The sequence below is a fragment of the Flagellimonas baculiformis genome, assembly GCF_033441575.1.
In the GTDB taxonomy this organism is placed as follows: domain Bacteria; phylum Bacteroidota; class Bacteroidia; order Flavobacteriales; family Flavobacteriaceae; genus Flagellimonas; species Flagellimonas baculiformis.
Genome location: NZ_JAUZVW010000007.1, coordinates 93,497 through 110,559 on the forward strand (window position 1 = coordinate 93,497; position 17,063 = coordinate 110,559).

A 17,063-nucleotide genomic window follows, 5' to 3' on the forward strand; every position below is an offset into this window, starting at 1 on the left:
ATGCAATTTACAGAAAATGCAAGTAAAAATTGATTTCGATTGGAATTTTACAAAAAAGACAAAGGGTTTGGGCATCCTTTTTTGAATGCCATAATTTTAAGCCTTCAAAAGCGACCCATGAAGCTCACCATCTTGATTCATTGTCCCGATCAATCGGGAATCATTCGTTCCGTTACTACCTTCGTTCATCAGCAAGGAGGAAACGTTGTCTATCTGGACCAACATGTGGACAAACAGGCCGGGGTGTTTTTTATGCGGTTGCAGAGCGAGTTTGAACGGGAAATAGCATTGGATGCTTTCAAGTCAACGTTTGAGGCCGAACTGGCCGATGCCTTTCAAATGGAATGGGACATCTATACCGATGACTATAAGCCCAAGATGGCCATTTTTGTCTCCAAGTACAACCACTGCCTCTATGATTTGCTGAGCCGATACAATTCCGGTGAGCTGAAGGTGGATATTCCTTTCATCTTGAGCAACCACAAGGACCTGGAATATGTGGCCGGGCAGTTCCAGATTCCATTTTTCCATATCTCCGTGGGCAAGGACAACAAGGCGGAGGCGGAAGACAGACAGTTGGCCCTGTTGCAGGAACATGGGGTGGATTTTATCGTCTTGGCGCGTTACATGCAGATCGTATCACCAAAGGTGATCGATGTATACCCGCAAAAGATCATCAACATCCATCACTCTTTCCTACCTGCTTTTGTGGGGGCCAAACCTTACCATGCCGCTTTTGAGCGCGGGGTAAAGATCATTGGTGCCACAAGCCACTATGTGACGGCCGACTTGGATGCGGGACCCATCATCGAACAGGATGTCACGGCGGTCTCCCACTCGCATTCCATACAGGATTTCATTGCCAAGGGCAGGGATTTGGAACGCATTGTGCTTTCCCGTGCCGTACAGCTCCATGTGGGCCGAAAGACGATGGTGTACAACAACAAGACCGTTATTTTTTCCTAAAAGGTCTTGGGTCTTGGCCCATGCTATCCCACCCTTCGATTTTAATACCATTTTAACCTCGCGCATATGGCAGGAGGCTATCTTTGTGGGTTTTACAAATTGACCCATGAACACCATTTTATTGATTGAAGATGAACAAAGTGTGGCCGATATCATCAAGAAAGGTCTGGAAGAGGATGGTTATACCCTGATCCATACAAAAGATGGTGACAGTGGCATTCAGGTCTTGGAAAAGATGCCCATCAGTCTGGTTATTTTGGATATTCTTTTGCCGGGTATAAACGGATTGGTCGTCTGTAAAAAAATAAGGGAACTGGGGTATGACGAGCTTCCCATTTTGATGCTGACCGCACTCGGGAGCGTGGAAAACGTGGTTTTGGGTCTGGACAATGGTGCGGACGATTACCTCACAAAACCCTTCAAACTGATAGAGCTCAAGGCCCGCCTGCGTACCTTGCTCCGAAGGGCCGATGTAATGGACAGCGCCAGGTTCAAGAACGGGAACCACTACTCCTTTGGGGACATCCATTTGGACGATTACACAAAAATGGTCACGCGCAATGGCGAGGTGATCAATTTCACTTCAACTGAATACCGCCTGCTGTTGATGTTCATGAAAAATCCCCAGAAGGTGCTTTCACGGACCGACCTTTTGGACGAAGTATGGGGCATCAATTTTGACATCGGGACCAACGTAGTGGATGTCTATGTCAACTACATCCGGAAGAAACTCGAACGTAACGGTCAAGAACGTGTCATCCAAACCGTGGTGGGAATGGGATATGCCCTAAAAGAAAACAAATGAAGATACACTACCGCATCATATACCTGCTCATATCCGTATTCTTTATATACACCTTGCTCTTCTGTGGCTTCATCTACTATTCCATTTCCAATTTCTCCTTTGCAGATTTCTACAAGCGGCTGGAAATCAGGGCTGCAACCACGGCCAAAATCCAATTGGACAACCCGAACAGCGCCATGATCATCAAGGAAATGAGGCAGGAATATTTGGAGAAACTTCCCAACCAGACAGAATACATATTCCCGATACAAGGAAAGGAAATTGTGGTGGAAGAGGGCCAAAAAAGATTGCCGGACTCCTTTGTACAGACCCTTTTGACCGAAGGCACCGGAAGCTATCGGGAAAGGAACATTTTTTATTCGGGCATACGTTACATGACTCGAAAAGGAGGGGAATACATTGTCGTGGTCTCGGCCGACAACTATTTCTATTCGCACCACATGGTCTATCTGCGGAATTTATTGGTCACTTCCCTGCTCTACGCCCTATTGCTGATCGTGCTGGTCTCCATGTTGATCACCAGGACCCTGATCCGCCCCGTGCAACAGATCATCAAGGAAGTGGACAAGATCAGTTCGGAAAATCTCCATCTTCGCTTAGCCATCCCCAAGACGAAGGACTCCATCCGAAAATTGGCCTTGACCTTCAACGATATGCTGAACCGACTGGAAACCACCTTTGAGACCCAGAAGAATTTTGTAAGCAATGCTTCGCACGAACTCAACACCCCTTTGACGAATATTATCGGGGAGGCGGATTATGCCCTTTCCAAGGACAGGGACCATGAGCAGTACAAAAAATCCCTTGCCGACATCCTTACGGAAGCTGAAAAGCTGGAACTCAAGACCAAGGCACTTTTGTTATTGGCACAGACAGGTTTCGATGGAAAATCCCAGAAATTGGTGCGGCTACGAACCGACCAGTTGATCCTGGATGTCAAGGAAACTGTCCAAAAACTGAACTCCAAGTTCAAAATAAGTCTGGATTTCAGTTTGCTCCCTGAAGATCATGAAAAACTCAAGGTCAAGGGCAATTTTTACCTACTCCATTTGGCATTGACCAATATTGTGGTGAACGGGTGTAAATATTCAGATGGGGAAACCGTCTATATTGCCCTTGGAGCCTCGGACACCCATGTGGTCATCATCATCCGGGACTCCGGTATCGGCATCCCCCAAAAGGAAATGCCCTATATCTACGATCCATATTTCAGGGCCTCCAACACCTCGAACTATGCCGGTTATGGCATTGGCCTTCCCCTCAGCAAAAATATCATCAAGATACACAATGGGGACATCCATGTCTCTTCCGTGGAGAACAAAGGGACCTCTGTAAAAATCAACATTCCCATTTGGAGCGGCCCTCTTTAATCTTATTTTAATTTCTCCCGATAATTCTAAGGTTTTTCTAATCTGGTTCTAAAAAGGGTCTAATGACACTGCCGGTACCTTTGGAAAAACTTTTATCATGGAGACAAAAAAGATTCTCATCCCTACCGATTTTTCAGTAAAATCATTGGAACTGGTCCGAAAGGCCATTGTAGAAACAGGTGACCAACCTTTGGAGATAGTACTCCTGCATGGTACCATCCTGTCCAATTCCATTACTGACCTACTGTTCTTTTCCAAAACAAGATTGGTAAGGGAATTACAATCCAAGGAATTTGTGGAAGCCTGTACGGTTCTCAAGAACAAGTACCCGGCAAAAATCCATTCCCTGTACGTGGAGGTCATAACATCCAACAGTTCTGCCTACTTCAGGAACTTTGTGGATGCCACACAGATTTCCGAAATCTTTGTGCCGCCACACGGCCTATTAAACTTCAAAGGAGCCAAAGGTTTTGACACCTTGCCGTTGTTTTCCAAATGTGATGTGCCGTGTTGCTATCTGGATCCCGAAAAACAAATGGAAAGCGAGGCTCTGGGCAAGAAACAATTGGCCAATGTATTCCTTTCAGGATTAAAATAACAAGACACATGAGGTTAGGTCCCATATATCTTTTCTTTGCCCTGCTGCTCGCTTTGAGCATCTGGTCCCTGTTGGATCAAGAAAGTCCAGAAACACTGATACTGGGCGAATGGGAGGAAATTGCATGGAAATATGAGAAACTGGACCATGGCAATGTAATGGATTTTGACATTGATAGGCTCCAGAAACAAGAAATCATCAAGAACATCATCATCCATGAGGCAGAAACATGGCGGTTCAATCCAGATGGGACCCTCTCCTTTTTGGACGAGAATGAAATCAAGGAAAATCTGAAATGGAACATCAAGGGACGGGGCCACATTTTGGAACTGTACCATAAGGACAATATCGTCGAGGACTATCAAGTAGTGGAGGTCACAGCGGATGAACTTGTGGTCCAGTTCAATTCCGATCTGCAGGTCCGTGGCATCGTCAAAATGACCTTCAAAAGAATACCAAAAAAACAATATGCTCAGAAAATATAGCAATTATAGAAGTTTTTCAGATAACCTAAAGCTTGGTGCACTGACCGCATTTTCGGCAGGTATGGTGAACGTCATCTCCGTGATCGTTTTCTTTGCATTTACCAGTAATGTAACGGGACACTATGCCATATTGGCCCAAGAAATTGCCAAAGGCAACTGGTACCAAGGGGCCATTGTACTTATTTGGATATTTCTGTTCTTTGCGGGCAACTTCACTTCCAACTGCCTCATCATACATAACAACACGCCCACAGGACGGTACATCGCCCATGCCATTCCCGTGTTCCTCGAAATGGCCTGTTTGATGTTCGTTGGCATTTATCTACAATATTTCTATACCGAGAGCCTCACAGAGACTGAATTTTTGGTAGCCGCCCTGTTGTTTGCCATGGGGCTTCAAAATGGGTTGACAGCGAGCATATCCAATTCCAAGGTGAAGACCACCCACCTTACCGGACTGACCACCGACCTTGGGGTGGTGTTCTCCATGTTCACCAAAAAAGAATTCAGGAACGACAAGAAACTGATTGAAAAGGCGCAACTGCTTCTGGGCATCATGTTTTCTTATATGGGCGGAGGAATCATTTCCGGACTGCTCTACTACAGGATCGGAAACGCCACTTTCATCATCATAGGTCTGGTTCTGGGAGTCGTCTTGCTGTATGATTATTCGAAATTACAGGTCACCAGGTTTGTGCAAAGGAGAAGGTCTTCTTTTCAACGAAGGTATTCCCTATACGATAAAAAGGCCTAGACAGCTCCTTTCAGAACAAATAGGTAAGTCCAAGCCCTCCATAGTAATTTCTTCCATTGGCCGGGTAGAAATAACGGGGCTGATTGCCACCAAAGCCCACGGCATTGATCAATACCGATCCCGCATAGTTGGTGTCAAAAACATTGTTGATCCCTGCGTTCAACCTGAGTTTGAAACGGTCGGTCACCTGAATGGCATATTTGGCAGACATATGGATCACCGTGTAGGCATCACTACTCTGGGTGTTGGCATCCGTCAACGGGATATCGTCCACAAATTGATGGGAAATCCCCAGCACCGCATCCTTGCCATAGGCAACATCCAAACCTGAACTTATCCGCTGCTTGGGCACACCGGTCAATGGATTGCCGCTGTAATCGTTGTCCCCATCCACAAAATCCACAAAACTATGATCGTTCAAGGTGTAGGCCATAAATGGTGATAGGGTGAACATGGCAGAAAGCGGAACGGAGTATTTGGCTTCCAGTTCTAAACCTTGATGTCTCGTTTTTCCTGCATTCCGACCAATATATTGGTCCTCTCCCACCCGTTGGGCCACCAATAGGTCCTTGATGTGCATCAGATAGATGGTGGCGTTCACCTGCAAGGACTGGTCCAGCAACCAAAATTCCCCTCCCAGTTCGTAGCTTACCCCCTTCTCCTGGGAAATATCAGGATTGACGACCCCTTCGGGCGTCAAAGTCTCCTCCAAACCAGGATTGGAGAACCCTCTGGCCACACTGGCAAACAATTGTCCTTGTTGTAATTGGTAACGAAGCTTCAGGCTCGGGGAAAGTATGGGGGTAAAACTGCGGCTTGCCGACCTGTTCCCTTCCCCAGCATTGAACAAATCCCTGAAATCGTAAGTGGTCTTGTTGAGGTTCATCCCGACTTGAGCCGAAAATTCCTCGGTCAAACCCAGTTCAAAGGTGCCAAAAAGGTTGAACTGGCTCCTAAACTCCTTGTTATCGCTCAATCTATTGCCCAAAAGGCTTCCGTTCCCATCATTTTCTTCATACAGATTTTCAAAAGTGCCCCAACTATACTCGTCCTTGTACAGTTCTCCGCCCAAGGTAAAATTTCCGCCAAGGAGATTTCCCCTGAACACGGAGCGCAGCCCAAACCCGTTCGTGATTTCGTCCAGAATGTTGAAAGGGCGTGGTTCGTAGTGGTCCAGATAGGTATGGAACACACTTGTGCTGTTCCGCAACGAGCCTTTGAACCGGTGGGAATAGGTAATCCCGGCCAATGTATAGGTGTTGGCCTCATATCCCTTTGCCGCCAACCAATTGGCATCTGCCATGGTAGGGTTTTGCTCAAAATTGGTCTGGTTCAGGGAACTGGGAATCCCTGCCGTATAATCGATCATGTTGAACATCAGGTCCAGTTTGCCCCTATCTCCCATTTTGACGGAAGAAGTAAGCAGGAGACCATCTCTTTCAAAGGCATTGTTCTGTCGATAGCCTTCGGTCTCAAGATGGTTGTACACCAAACTGATGTTGAAATCGTTTTCCGAATGCCGAAAGGCCAAATTGTTCTTGAGCATTTCGTAGGAACCGAAGGAGGCAGAATTTGCCAAAAAGGTACTGCCCGCTTCGGGAGCCTTGGTATTCAGGATGATTGCTCCGCCAAGATTGGTACCCAAAGCGGTCTCCTTCGGCCCTTTGACCACTTCAATGGCCCCCATGTTCTCCAGGTCATAGGCCTCGATCACCGAAAACCCGGCCCCATTGGTCACTGGAATATTGTTAAAGTACAGGCGCAACTTATCCGTACCATAAGGTGTTCGGGCACCGACCCCACGAATGGTGATGCGGTTGGTGTTCAATGCGCCGGACAGTAGGTACACCCCTGATATCTGGTTGATGGTGGCCGCAATGTCCAATGGCCCGTTTCGTTCCATCTGCGCCGTTACCAAAGTACTGGACGGGGTAATGCCCGTGGTTCTCTTCTCGATGCCGTTCTCAATAAGGACCACTTCGGACAAGGGGGTTACCGAGTCCTTTTTTTGGTCCTGGGCGAAAAAAATCCATGGAACCGCAAGAAAAAAGTATAAAAGAGGGGATATTTTCATGTAGTCAATCTATTGTTTTTGGTGTGATGGCCTTACATGGGCAAAGGTACACGACAAGGGTCCAACAACCTATCACATTACCTGTTCCATTCGTTACAAATGCGTTATCCATTATCACCCTTGCGCAAAACTTCGAGCGGTGTGCTGCGGATGACCCCAAAACTATTGCTAACGCCCAACACCAATACCAAGAGCACAATACTGGGAAAAATGACCACGAAGGGCACCCAGGACGGTACAAAAGAGGTGTTGAACAATAGCCAGGACAGCGCAAGGCTACCCAACAGGGACAAAAGCACCCCGGAAGCCGCTCCCAAAATCCCCAAAAAGGCATATTCGAAGGCAAACATCCTCAAGATCTGTACACTTTTTGCACCCAAGGTCTTTAACAGGGCACTCTGCCTAACCCGTAAGTGCTTGCTGTTATAAATGGCTCCCAAAAGCACGATGATTCCCACAAAAATGCTGAAGAACGACATGAAATTGATGACCCATCCCATTTTGTTCAGGATGTCCTCAATAAGGGTCAGGATGCGCTTGAGGTCCAATATGGACACATTTGGAAATTCTTGTACCAATTGCTGTTGAAGGGTGGCCGATACCATTTCATTGGGAACCCTCGTGGTGATGACACCAAACTGTGGCGCATTTTCCAATATTCCCTTTGGGAATACGACGGAAAAATTAGGTTGCAACCGGGTCCAATCCACTTCTCGGATGCTCTTCACCTGGGTGTCCATTATCCGTCCCTGTACGTTGAAGGTGACGCCGTCGCCAATGCCCACTCCTGCCATTTGCGAAAAATCCGCACTCACGGAAATGGGTACGGCCCCGGTTTCGGGAACGGTTGGAACCCATTCGCCTTCCACCAGACTTTCCGAACCGATGATGGAATCGCGATAGGTGACCCTGAACTCATGGCTCAGTATCCACCCGCTCACTTGGGAAGTGGAATCTTTTCTGATTTCGTCCACACTAATCCCTTTTAAGGATTCGACCCGCATGGTGACGATGGGAATCCGGTCAATCACGGGCAACTCCTGTTCTTCAATGGTGCCCGATACGGCATCCATCTGTTCGCGTTGCACATCCATCAGGATCATGTTCGCACTATTGGCCTTGTCCTCAATGGACGCTTTGGCCAAGAGCATATCTTTTGTAAAATAGAGGGTGCTCATCAAAAATGTGCCTATCCCAATGGTCAATACCAAAGTGAGGGTCTGGTTTTGTGGCCCCAAAAGGTTACGCAGGCTCTGACGGGCCATAAATCCCCATCCCACCGGAAAAAACCTTCGGATAAGCTTCATCATCCCATAGGTCATTCCCGTGAGGACCAAGAAAACGAGGGCCAAGCCACCCACAAAGGAAAGGGAATGGAAAATGTCCCCCAGCAGCCACCAGGAAAAACAGAACACAAAAAGAACAATGCCCAAACCGACACCCCAAGATGCCCTTTTGGACCTTGCCCCGCTTTCGTCCACCACACGAAGGGTCTGCAAGGGAGAAACGTAGAGTGTGCGCATCAATGGGTAAAGCGCGAAGAGAATGGACATGGTAAGCCCCAAGGAAAGTCCCAAAAGCACACTTTGGGGCGACATGCCCACTTCAATGTCCAAAGGCAGCATGCCATCGGCCACGATAGGGAAAAGTTGCTGTATGAAATAGGCCAACACCGTTCCGATGGCCCCTCCGATCAACCCCATGATCCCTACTTGAATAAAAAAGATGAAAAAGGTCTGCCGTTTGGTGGCCCCAAGGCATTTCAAAATGGCAATGGACTTCAGCTTTTCCTTGATATAGATGTTCATACCGCTTGCAATCCCGACACAGCCCAGTAACAGGGCTATGAACCCGACCAGGTTCAAGAATTTCCCAAAATTGTCGTACCGTCGTCCCATTCGTCGCCCTTCCGAGGCATGGGTGTCCAAGTCGGCATCCTCCGACTCCAAAACGGGTTCGACGGTTTCTTCAAGCTGGGCCATGTCCTGATTCTGGGCGGCCACGAAGTAGTATTTGTAGTCTATCCTGCTTCCTGTTTGGACAAGTCCGGTCGCATCAATGTATTCCAAAGCAATGATCACGGGCGGCGCTATGGCCCCAAAGACGGAGGTGTTGCCCGGAACCGAGTTCAAAATGCCGCCAATGGGCAGGGTCACGCCTCCCAATTTTATGCTGTCCCCTTGTTTGAGGTCCAGTTGCAGCATGGTGGTGGCATCGACAAGTGCCTGCCCCTCCTTGTATTTTTTTGCAGCGGATGCAGGTTCGGTCTCCAGTTCGCCATAGAACGGAAAATCTCCCTCCAGTCCCCTGACCTCCACCAATTTTGTGCCGATATTTCCCGGAAAGGCGGCCATGGAGAGAAAACTGATTTCCCTGGCCCCGGCACCGCCCAGCGAATCGATGATGCTCTGCACCTTTTCATTGGCCGGCTTATCACTTTCGATGACATAATCTGCCCCGACCAGGGATTTGGATTGTTGTGCGATGCTGTCCCGAAGGGTATCGCTAAAAGCATAGATGCTCACCACGGCGGTCACCCCCAAAGCAATCGAAAAAATGAAGAGTATCAATTTGCCGTAGCTCGATTTCCCATCGCGCCAGGCCATCCGTACAAGCCATGAGAGGCCTGCTTTTTTCATTTCCATCTTCTTCATAGGGCCATCTGCTCCATGCTGCCCGACCTTAGGCGTAAACTTCGGTTGGTCTTTTGGGCCAGTTCCAGATCGTGGGTCACGATCACCAATGCGGTTCCCAATTCCTGGTTGAGTTCAAACAACAACTGTTCTATCTTGGCCCCGGTCTCCCCGTCAAGATTGCCCGTGGGTTCATCGGCAAAAAGAATGGACGGTCTGTTGGAAAAGGCACGGGCCAAGGCCACACGCTGTTGCTCCCCTCCCGATAATTGCGAAGGATAGTGGTGGAGCCTATCGCCCAGCCCCACTTTTTCCAGAAGTTCCTTTCCCCGTTCCAGCGACGCCCTGCCGACTCCTTGCAGTTCCAACGGCACCACCACGTTTTCCAATGCGGTGAGTGTGGGCAACAATTGAAAATCCTGGAACACAAAACCTACGTGCCTGTTTCGGAGCAGGGCGCGCTCGTCCTCGCTCATGGAGGTGAGGTTCTGGCCACACAGCCAAATGTTCCCTGCCTGCGACACATCCAGACCCGCGCAAAGTCCCAGCAAAGTGGTCTTCCCGCTTCCCGATGGGCCCACAATGGCAAAGGTCTCCCCTTCTTCAATTTCAAAGGAGACTTCCTTCAGCACGGTAAGGTCGTGGTTGCCGCTCCGATAGGTCTTATTTAGGTTTTCAACTTTTAATATCTTTGACATAACCCGTTTTTGGTAAAAACCTTCAAAATACGAAAATTGCCCATGTCCGTACAAAGCCAGCACTCCGCCATGCCGTTAATCTTTTGTTATTTTTTGTGCCTATTGCTCATGGGCTGTGGAGAGAAGACGAAGGAAAAGGAACAGAATGCCGATGCTGTTGAAACCGAGGAGGCCACTGCGGAATCCAGCGGAAAGAAGATCCTCTTTTTTGGGGACAGCCTCACCGCAGGATATGGTCTGGAGGTGGCCGATGCCTTCCCAGCCATCATCCAAGAAAAGTTGGATTCGCTGGGACTGGACTACCAAGTGGTAAACGCCGGACTGAGCGGTGAGACGACCGCAAGCGGCAGAAACCGTATGGAGTGGGTGCTGGAGGATGATATTTCTGTGGTGGTCCTTGAACTGGGGGCCAACGATGGGCTTCGAGGCATTCCTTTGGAAGAGACCCGAAAAAATCTTCAGGCGATGGTGGACATGATACAGGAGAAACTGCCCCAGGCGACCATTGTACTGGCCGGCATGCAGATTCCGCCCAACATGGGTCCTGAATACACTTCCGGGTTCAGGGACATTTTCCCCGAACTGGCCGAAAAGGAGGACCTTGCCTTGATCCCCTTCCTGCTCGAAGGGGTTGCAGGCATCCCCGAACTGAACCAAGGGGATGGCATCCACCCCACCCAAAAGGGGCAACAACTGGTGGCGGAAAACGTGTGGGAGGTCTTGGCCGAAGTACTCTGAACCGCTTTCCTATTTTTTTGTTGATAGTGTGCGGCTGTATGCACTTATAGCTGTTTTTATCGCTTTAATTCCCTGTGCTGTTGGTATTTGGGTTTTTTTTCTGATTTTTATAGTAGTTCCGTTTATCCAAATAGTTGCCCACAATTATGACTAAAATCGATAAAAAAGAAATATTAGTTAGTTCTGTTAAATCAGTGTTTGGAGCAATTCCATTTGGAGGCACTGCTCTAAATGAGTTGTTCTTTGAATATAATGGACAAATAAAACAAAAACGGCTTAATAAGTTTGTAGAGATTTTGGCAGAAAACTTTACCGAAGATTCTGAGATAAACATAGAGAATATTAAAACTGAGGATTTCAATGACTTATTCGAGGCAGTTTTAAAAAGAGTAGTCTTAACGAAATCAGAATTAAAGCTTAAACGTTTCAAAGACATTCTTATTAAAGAATTAAACAGTCCGTCAAAAGAAACGGAATTGATTGATGTGTATTTGGATTTAATTACAACGCTCTCAGAAGAAGAATTAGTAATACTTTTTCATCATAAGAATTTCAATAAAAATTATGACAAAGAAAGAGATGAACTTGACAAATTGAATGAACAAATGTCGAGAATTAAAGAGAATATGAAAAAGGAAACTATAATTGTAGAAAAGTCAAAATATCAAGATGAATTTGATAAGGTTTCTTTAAATATTGACCTAATTCAAGGCAAGCATAAAATATTAGAAAAATATAGGGGTTCAGAATTTTATGGAATATCTGAACAAAAGTTCATTTTCTTCAAACAAAGACTATTTTCTAAAGGACTTATTTTGGATTGGGGAATTGGAAGAATTGGAGTAAGTTCTTTTCAAATGATGAGTATTACTGAATTTGGAAATGAATTTTTGGAGTTTATCAAAGGAAAAGAAAATAACTGCGGGCAACAGCGTATATAGCTTATGGCGGGGACAGGCTGACAGCAAGGTTTTCGCTCGGTAGCAAGCCTTGGTTTCGGTGGACAGGAAAGTGCTCCGAAACCGCCACAAGCCATATGCAAACCGTTGGCATTCATTAAAACCTTAAAAATGAAAAAAATAATTTTACTGATAGTCATCTTACCATTATTTTCTTGTAAAGACACACAGGGCCGATTGAACCTTACTCAAGGTGTATATATATCGAACATCACCATCATATCTTCTGAAGACGGAAACTACAACCCATATATCGGTCATCTGGTCATCGAAAAAGATAAAATCGTTTACCTTGATCAAAATGAGCCAAGAGTTAGCGGGAAATTTCAAAAAATAGACGGAACAGGAAAATTTGTAATTCCGGGATTGATCGATAGCCATGTCCATCTCACAGAAGTACAGGGAATGCTTCCCCAACATATGGAAAAATATCCTGAATTGGCAGAAGAATTCAACAAACAGATGCCGCGAAGCTATCTGTACCATGGCTTCACAACTTTGATCAACCTAGGAGGCATATCGGAGGAACAGCTCACTTCTTTTAATGCACAACCCATAAAACCTGATTTATTTCATACTGGTAGGTCGGGAGCTTCGGTTGCAAACGGTTACCCCATGAATTTTGCCCCTGAACAATTCCGGTTCGAAGGAACTCCAAATTTTGTATATCTGGAAAGTGAGGCCGACAATATCCCAGATAAATTTGAACCCGGGGACCATACTCCAAAAGCTGTTGTAAGTCGTATAAAGAACTCAGGTGCCATTGCCGTCAAGTCCTATTATGAATCTGGCTTTAGAAATATGCCAAAATTGCCCGTTCCCACAAAAAACATAATGAACGATTTGTTAAGCGAAGCCCATTCAAATGGACTTGTTCTTACTGTTCATGGTAATTCGCTGGAGGCCCACTCATTCTTGGCCGATGTTGGGGTAGATGTCATCGCCCATGGTTTATGGAACTGGGGGAAATATAAAGATGTACCTAAAGATTCATTGCCCACGGAGATAAGGAACGTCCTGGACTTGCAAATTCAAAAACAGATTGGTTATACACCCACTCTGACTGTCATAGCCGGTGAAGAAGCTTTGGCAGATGATATGTTTCTCAGCAACCCTGAACTAAACAAAATTGTGCCAAAAAAATTGCTGGAGTGGTATAGGACAGCGGAAGGGCAATGGTTTGCCAATGAACTTTTCGGGGACTATTCTGCTGAGGAAATCCATGCCATTTACGGCAACATTCAAGCTCATGCAAAACTCGCTTTAAAATACCTATCGGACAATGGAGGGTTAATTCTATTTGGCACGGACACTCCATCAGCACCAACCTATGGAAACCAGCCCGGTCATAATGGATTTTGGGAATTACGATTGATGGAGGAAGCAGGAGTTCCGTTAGACCAAATTCTTGCCTCAGCGACAATCAACAACGCAAAGGCATTTAAATTGGACTCCGATGTGGGCTCCATAAAGGTTGGAAAAAAAGCGAACCTGGTATTGATGACAAAGAATCCCCTCAAAGAAATAGAGGCCTACAACGCTATTGAAAACATACTGCTTGGGGGTGAAGTGTTGATCAGGGAAGATTTATCCGTAAAATAAAAACGGCATGCCAACAATGTATGACCGCAATTTTATTACATCCGTTCCCTACGCCTGGATAGGCAGATTTAACTATCCTCCAACTACGCTTTGGACAAATTGAATCCACTCAGAATTGCCAACGTCAATTCTTGACCGAAAAACAGTAAGTTAAAACTCGTAACTGACAGTTATACGAGACCGTTGCCTCACCTAAAATCCAACATATGATAGGATCCTTGATCATCAGCATTCTTATTTTCTACGGTATTTTGATCGTAGTGAATATTCCGGCTCCCTTTATCGGACATAACTTGGGAAGTTGATCTAGAGACATGACAAAAGGCGAAGGTGCCACGTGGACCATGATCCATTGCTGGATTCTGGTTATCTTTAAACCCATTGACCTTTCATACGACCGGATTTTCTGTGGACCATTCCCCCTGCAGAAATGCCTGGGACTTTTGACGGTCATTAAACAAAATAATGGAGTACGTAGAGGTAAAACCACACAAAGAACTGGAGCCCTTTATCCATTCCTACTGGGAACTCAAAGGGGAGGAACCGGACGGACAATGGGAACGAAATTTTCCCGATGGTTGTGCAGGCCTGGTCATGAACTTGGGAGAAACCTGTTTGACCGACCATGGTGCCGTATCCATGGAATTCGGAAAAACCTATGTTGTTGGCGCAATGACTTCTTTTAAGGATAGTTTTATCGGAAGCAACACACATTTATGGGGTGTTTGTTTCAAACCCGCGGCATTTACCAGTTTCTATGAATATGCGGCGCAAGTTGAACTGACTGATCAGACTATTGAATTTGAAAAATCGTATTCGTTTGCTATTGACAAAGCACTTTCCAACCGTTCCCTTTATCTGAACCGATATTTTACGGACAGGCTCAAAAACAAACAGAACCCACTACAATCCATCATCAGCGATATACATTCTTCCCACGGAAAATTGAGTATTTCAGAGCTTTCAAAACGAAATCATATAACCGTGCGGCAGTTGGAACGAAAGTTTAAATCGCACATAGGAATTTCACCAAAAGAATATGCAAACATTATACGTTTTCAAAAAGCGCTGAACATCATTAAAAACCCAAATGAGAATCGCAGTTTGTTGGATATCGCATTTGAGTGTGGGTATTATGACCATTCGCATCTCACCCACGAAATCAAACGAAATACGGGGCTTTCGCCATCGCAACTTTAAAATGTCGCATTTATACAAAGCGCAAAAGAAAGTCCAAAGCTAGTTTTGCCAAAACATTAAATTGTAAAACCGATGCGAAAAATTTCACTTTTTATTGCCACAAGTTTGGATGGATACATTGCAAAACCCAATGACGACCTCAGTTTCTTAAAACTCGTGGAAAAAGAGGGCGAGGATTATGGTTATGCAGCATTTACGGATACCATTGACACTTTGATCATCGGCAGAAAGACCTATGATTATGTCCTGAGGGAAATTGGCCCATCCTTCTACGACAATGGACAAAGGGACGTATATGTGATCACAAGAACCCCAAGACCAAGTGTGGGAAGGACAACTTTTTACACCGGAAACTTGACCGATCTGGTAGGGCAACTCAAATCTGAAAACGGGAAAAACATATATTGCGATGGTGGTGCAGAAGTGATCAATGAGCTCTTGAAAAATAAGTTGGTTGATGGGTTTATTATCTCGGTCGTTCCTGTTCTGTTAGGGATGGGAACAAGATTGTTCAAAGACGGACGGCCTGAGCAACTCCTTGAATTTGTGAAGGTAAAAACATTTGAGACGGGATTGGTACAACTGCATTACAAACGAAAAAAATAAGTTGGGCATAACCCACTCGATAGTTTATCGGGACTTTCCCATGAAGAAAAGAATTTCCCAGAACAGTTTAATTTCAGTAAGTGTACTTATGTTGCCATTTCCAAAACACCTAATTTAGATCGGAACAATTGCAATCAGTTATGGAAAACACGTTCAAGGAATGTTTATGGAAAAATTTCGCGGCAACCATCGATATGCTCCATAATGTCATTGAATCATGTCCCGATGCCTTATGGAGGAAGAAGGACAAATTCTTTTATATGTCGTATCACACGGTCATATTTCTTGACTACTACCTATCCTATCCCGTAAAGGCATTTGAACCCAAATTACCCTACACCCTCCTACCTGAGCATGAACTTCCTTCGGAGGCCATAGATGATGTATTTCCAAATAGACATTACAGCAAAGAAGAGGTCCTATCCCATATCAGCCTCGCACGAAAAAAATGTGAGGGTTTGATCGGTCCACATGCGGATAAAGATTTAATGGCACAATGGATAAAAAAGTCAGAAATTGGGTTGCATGGACTTTGTCCATCGATTGTGGAAGACTATTCCTTACTTGAAATCCTGTTCTACAATTTCAGGCATGTCCAGCATCATGTGGCCCAGTTGAATTATATACTTAGAAGCAAAGCAAATGTGGCCGCTGAATGGATAGCACAAGCTGAATGATTTAGAAAAAGTTCACGAAATTCAAAAATTGAATGGAATGGTATGAGAAGTATAATTGCCGTATTCCGCTTGACGGTGTTTGCTACTATACTGTTGTAATACCTGAAGTTTTTTAAAGCTATGTAAACAATGCCAGTCTTATCCCTGCTTCGCAATCACCCGTTGGGAAAAGTCGTAAATACGTTCAAACTGCTCTTCCAATCCCATGTCGCCATTGTCGAACTCAATGGCATCCTTGGCCTTTTTTAAGGGAGAAATGGTGCGGGTAGAGTCAATCCGGTCACGCTCCTGCACATTTTTGAGCACTTCTTCATAGGTGACCTCCTCCCCTTTGTCCAAACAGTTCCTTATAACGCCGTGTTGCCCGGGTCTCGGGGGATGCCGTCATGAACAATTTGAGCTCCGCATCTGGGAAAACAACGGTACCAATGTCCCTTCCGTCCATCACAATGCCCTTGTCCTTGCCCATCTCCTGTTGAATCCCGACGAGCATTTCGCGCACTTCCTTGATGGCTGCGACTTTGCTGACATATCCTGAGACTTTCATGGATCGGATTTCCCTTTCCACATTTTCGCCGTTCAGGTGCATTTCCGAAATCCCTAAATCAGGATTGGGGACAAACTTGAGCTTTAGTTGTGGTAGTTTTTGTACCAATGCAGGCACATCGATTTCCCCTTCCGCATCAATCAATTCATGGTTCAGCGCATAAAGGGAAACGGCCCTGTACATGGCCCCGGTGTCCACATAAATATAGCCAAGGGTCTTTGCCAAACGTTTGGCAATGGTGCTCTTTCCCGTGGACGAATGTCCGTCAATGGCAATGGTTATTTTTTTCATCGGAACAAAAATAGGGATAACACCCCTAAAGTCCCCTCAAGGGGACAATTCCTTTAAAAA

15 protein-coding genes and 1 pseudogene are annotated in these 17,063 nt (G+C 45.7%); 12 read left to right on the forward strand and 4 right to left on the reverse strand.

Annotated features, from left to right (window positions below):
• The first annotated feature begins 117 nt into the window (after positions 1–117).
• The 6 genes from purU to SD450_RS11475 all read left to right on the forward strand — a co-directional run bounded on the left by purU (position 118) and on the right by SD450_RS11475 (position 4,978).
• Complete coding sequence (purU, locus tag SD450_RS11450) at positions 118–966, forward strand: formyltetrahydrofolate deformylase (protein ID WP_318344582.1); 849 nt, start codon at positions 118–120, stop codon at positions 964–966.
• Positions 967–1,072: 106 nt separating this feature from the next.
• Entirely contained in the window at positions 1,073–1,771 is a 699-nt protein-coding gene (locus tag SD450_RS11455; RefSeq protein WP_318344583.1) for a response regulator transcription factor, read from the forward strand.
• Complete coding sequence (locus tag SD450_RS11460) at positions 1,768–3,141, forward strand: sensor histidine kinase (RefSeq protein ID WP_318344584.1); 1,374 nt, start codon at positions 1,768–1,770, stop codon at positions 3,139–3,141. The genes SD450_RS11455 and SD450_RS11460 overlap by 4 nt, the downstream gene beginning before the upstream one ends.
• A 97-nt stretch (positions 3,142–3,238) precedes the next feature.
• On the forward strand, positions 3,239–3,739 hold the full coding sequence (locus SD450_RS11465; protein WP_318344585.1) for a hypothetical protein: 501 nt from the start codon (positions 3,239–3,241) through the stop codon (positions 3,737–3,739).
• Between the two features lie 8 nt (positions 3,740–3,747).
• Positions 3,748–4,224: a lipocalin family protein gene (locus tag SD450_RS11470; RefSeq protein ID WP_318344586.1), complete on the forward strand. Its 477-nt coding sequence runs from the start codon at positions 3,748–3,750 to the stop codon at positions 4,222–4,224.
• Entirely contained in the window at positions 4,208–4,978 is a 771-nt protein-coding gene (locus SD450_RS11475; protein WP_318344587.1) for a YoaK family protein, read from the forward strand. Before SD450_RS11470 ends, SD450_RS11475 begins: the two co-directional genes overlap by 17 nt.
• A gap of 10 nt (positions 4,979–4,988) precedes the next feature.
• Here SD450_RS11475 and SD450_RS11480 read toward each other — a convergent pair whose 3' ends face one another.
• The 3 genes from SD450_RS11480 to SD450_RS11490 form a co-directional block, all read right to left on the reverse strand.
• Entirely contained in the window at positions 4,989–7,052 is a 2,064-nt protein-coding gene (locus tag SD450_RS11480; protein WP_318344588.1) for a TonB-dependent receptor family protein, read from the reverse strand.
• A 104-nt stretch (positions 7,053–7,156) separates the two neighbouring features.
• Positions 7,157–9,706 (reverse strand): ABC transporter permease, encoded by a 2,550-nt coding sequence (locus tag SD450_RS11485; protein ID WP_318344589.1) that lies wholly within the window; start codon positions 9,704–9,706, stop codon positions 7,157–7,159.
• Complete coding sequence (locus SD450_RS11490) at positions 9,703–10,383, reverse strand: ABC transporter ATP-binding protein (RefSeq protein ID WP_318344590.1); 681 nt, start codon at positions 10,381–10,383, stop codon at positions 9,703–9,705. Before SD450_RS11490 ends, SD450_RS11485 begins: the two co-directional genes overlap by 4 nt.
• Before the next feature lie 42 nt (positions 10,384–10,425).
• Here SD450_RS11490 and SD450_RS11495 point away from each other — a divergent pair, with 42 nt between their 5' ends.
• From SD450_RS11495 to SD450_RS11520, 6 genes are all read left to right on the forward strand, one after another.
• A complete protein-coding gene (locus tag SD450_RS11495) occupies positions 10,426–11,121 on the forward strand; it encodes an arylesterase (protein ID WP_318344591.1) in 696 nt (231 codons plus the stop codon).
• Between the two features lie 146 nt (positions 11,122–11,267).
• Positions 11,268–12,062: a hypothetical protein gene (locus SD450_RS11500; RefSeq protein WP_318344592.1), complete on the forward strand. Its 795-nt coding sequence runs from the start codon at positions 11,268–11,270 to the stop codon at positions 12,060–12,062.
• Between the two features lie 129 nt (positions 12,063–12,191).
• Positions 12,192–13,682, forward strand: coding sequence for an amidohydrolase family protein (locus SD450_RS11505; RefSeq protein ID WP_318344593.1), 1,491 nt, complete (start codon positions 12,192–12,194; stop codon positions 13,680–13,682).
• A 465-nt stretch (positions 13,683–14,147) separates the two neighbouring features.
• Entirely contained in the window at positions 14,148–14,882 is a 735-nt protein-coding gene (locus SD450_RS11510) for a helix-turn-helix transcriptional regulator (RefSeq protein WP_318344594.1), read from the forward strand.
• A gap of 72 nt (positions 14,883–14,954) precedes the next feature.
• Complete coding sequence (locus SD450_RS11515) at positions 14,955–15,488, forward strand: dihydrofolate reductase family protein (RefSeq protein WP_318344595.1); 534 nt, start codon at positions 14,955–14,957, stop codon at positions 15,486–15,488.
• Positions 15,489–15,628: 140 nt separating this feature from the next.
• Positions 15,629–16,165, forward strand: a complete 537-nt coding sequence (locus SD450_RS11520; RefSeq protein ID WP_318344596.1) for a DinB family protein — start codon at positions 15,629–15,631, stop codon at positions 16,163–16,165.
• 138 nt (positions 16,166–16,303) lie between these two features.
• On the opposite strand, the pseudogene cmk reads toward SD450_RS11520, so the two are convergent.
• A pseudogene (gene cmk / locus SD450_RS11525) lies at positions 16,304–17,003 on the reverse strand ((d)CMP kinase).
• Between the last annotated feature and the right edge of the window lie 60 nt (positions 17,004–17,063).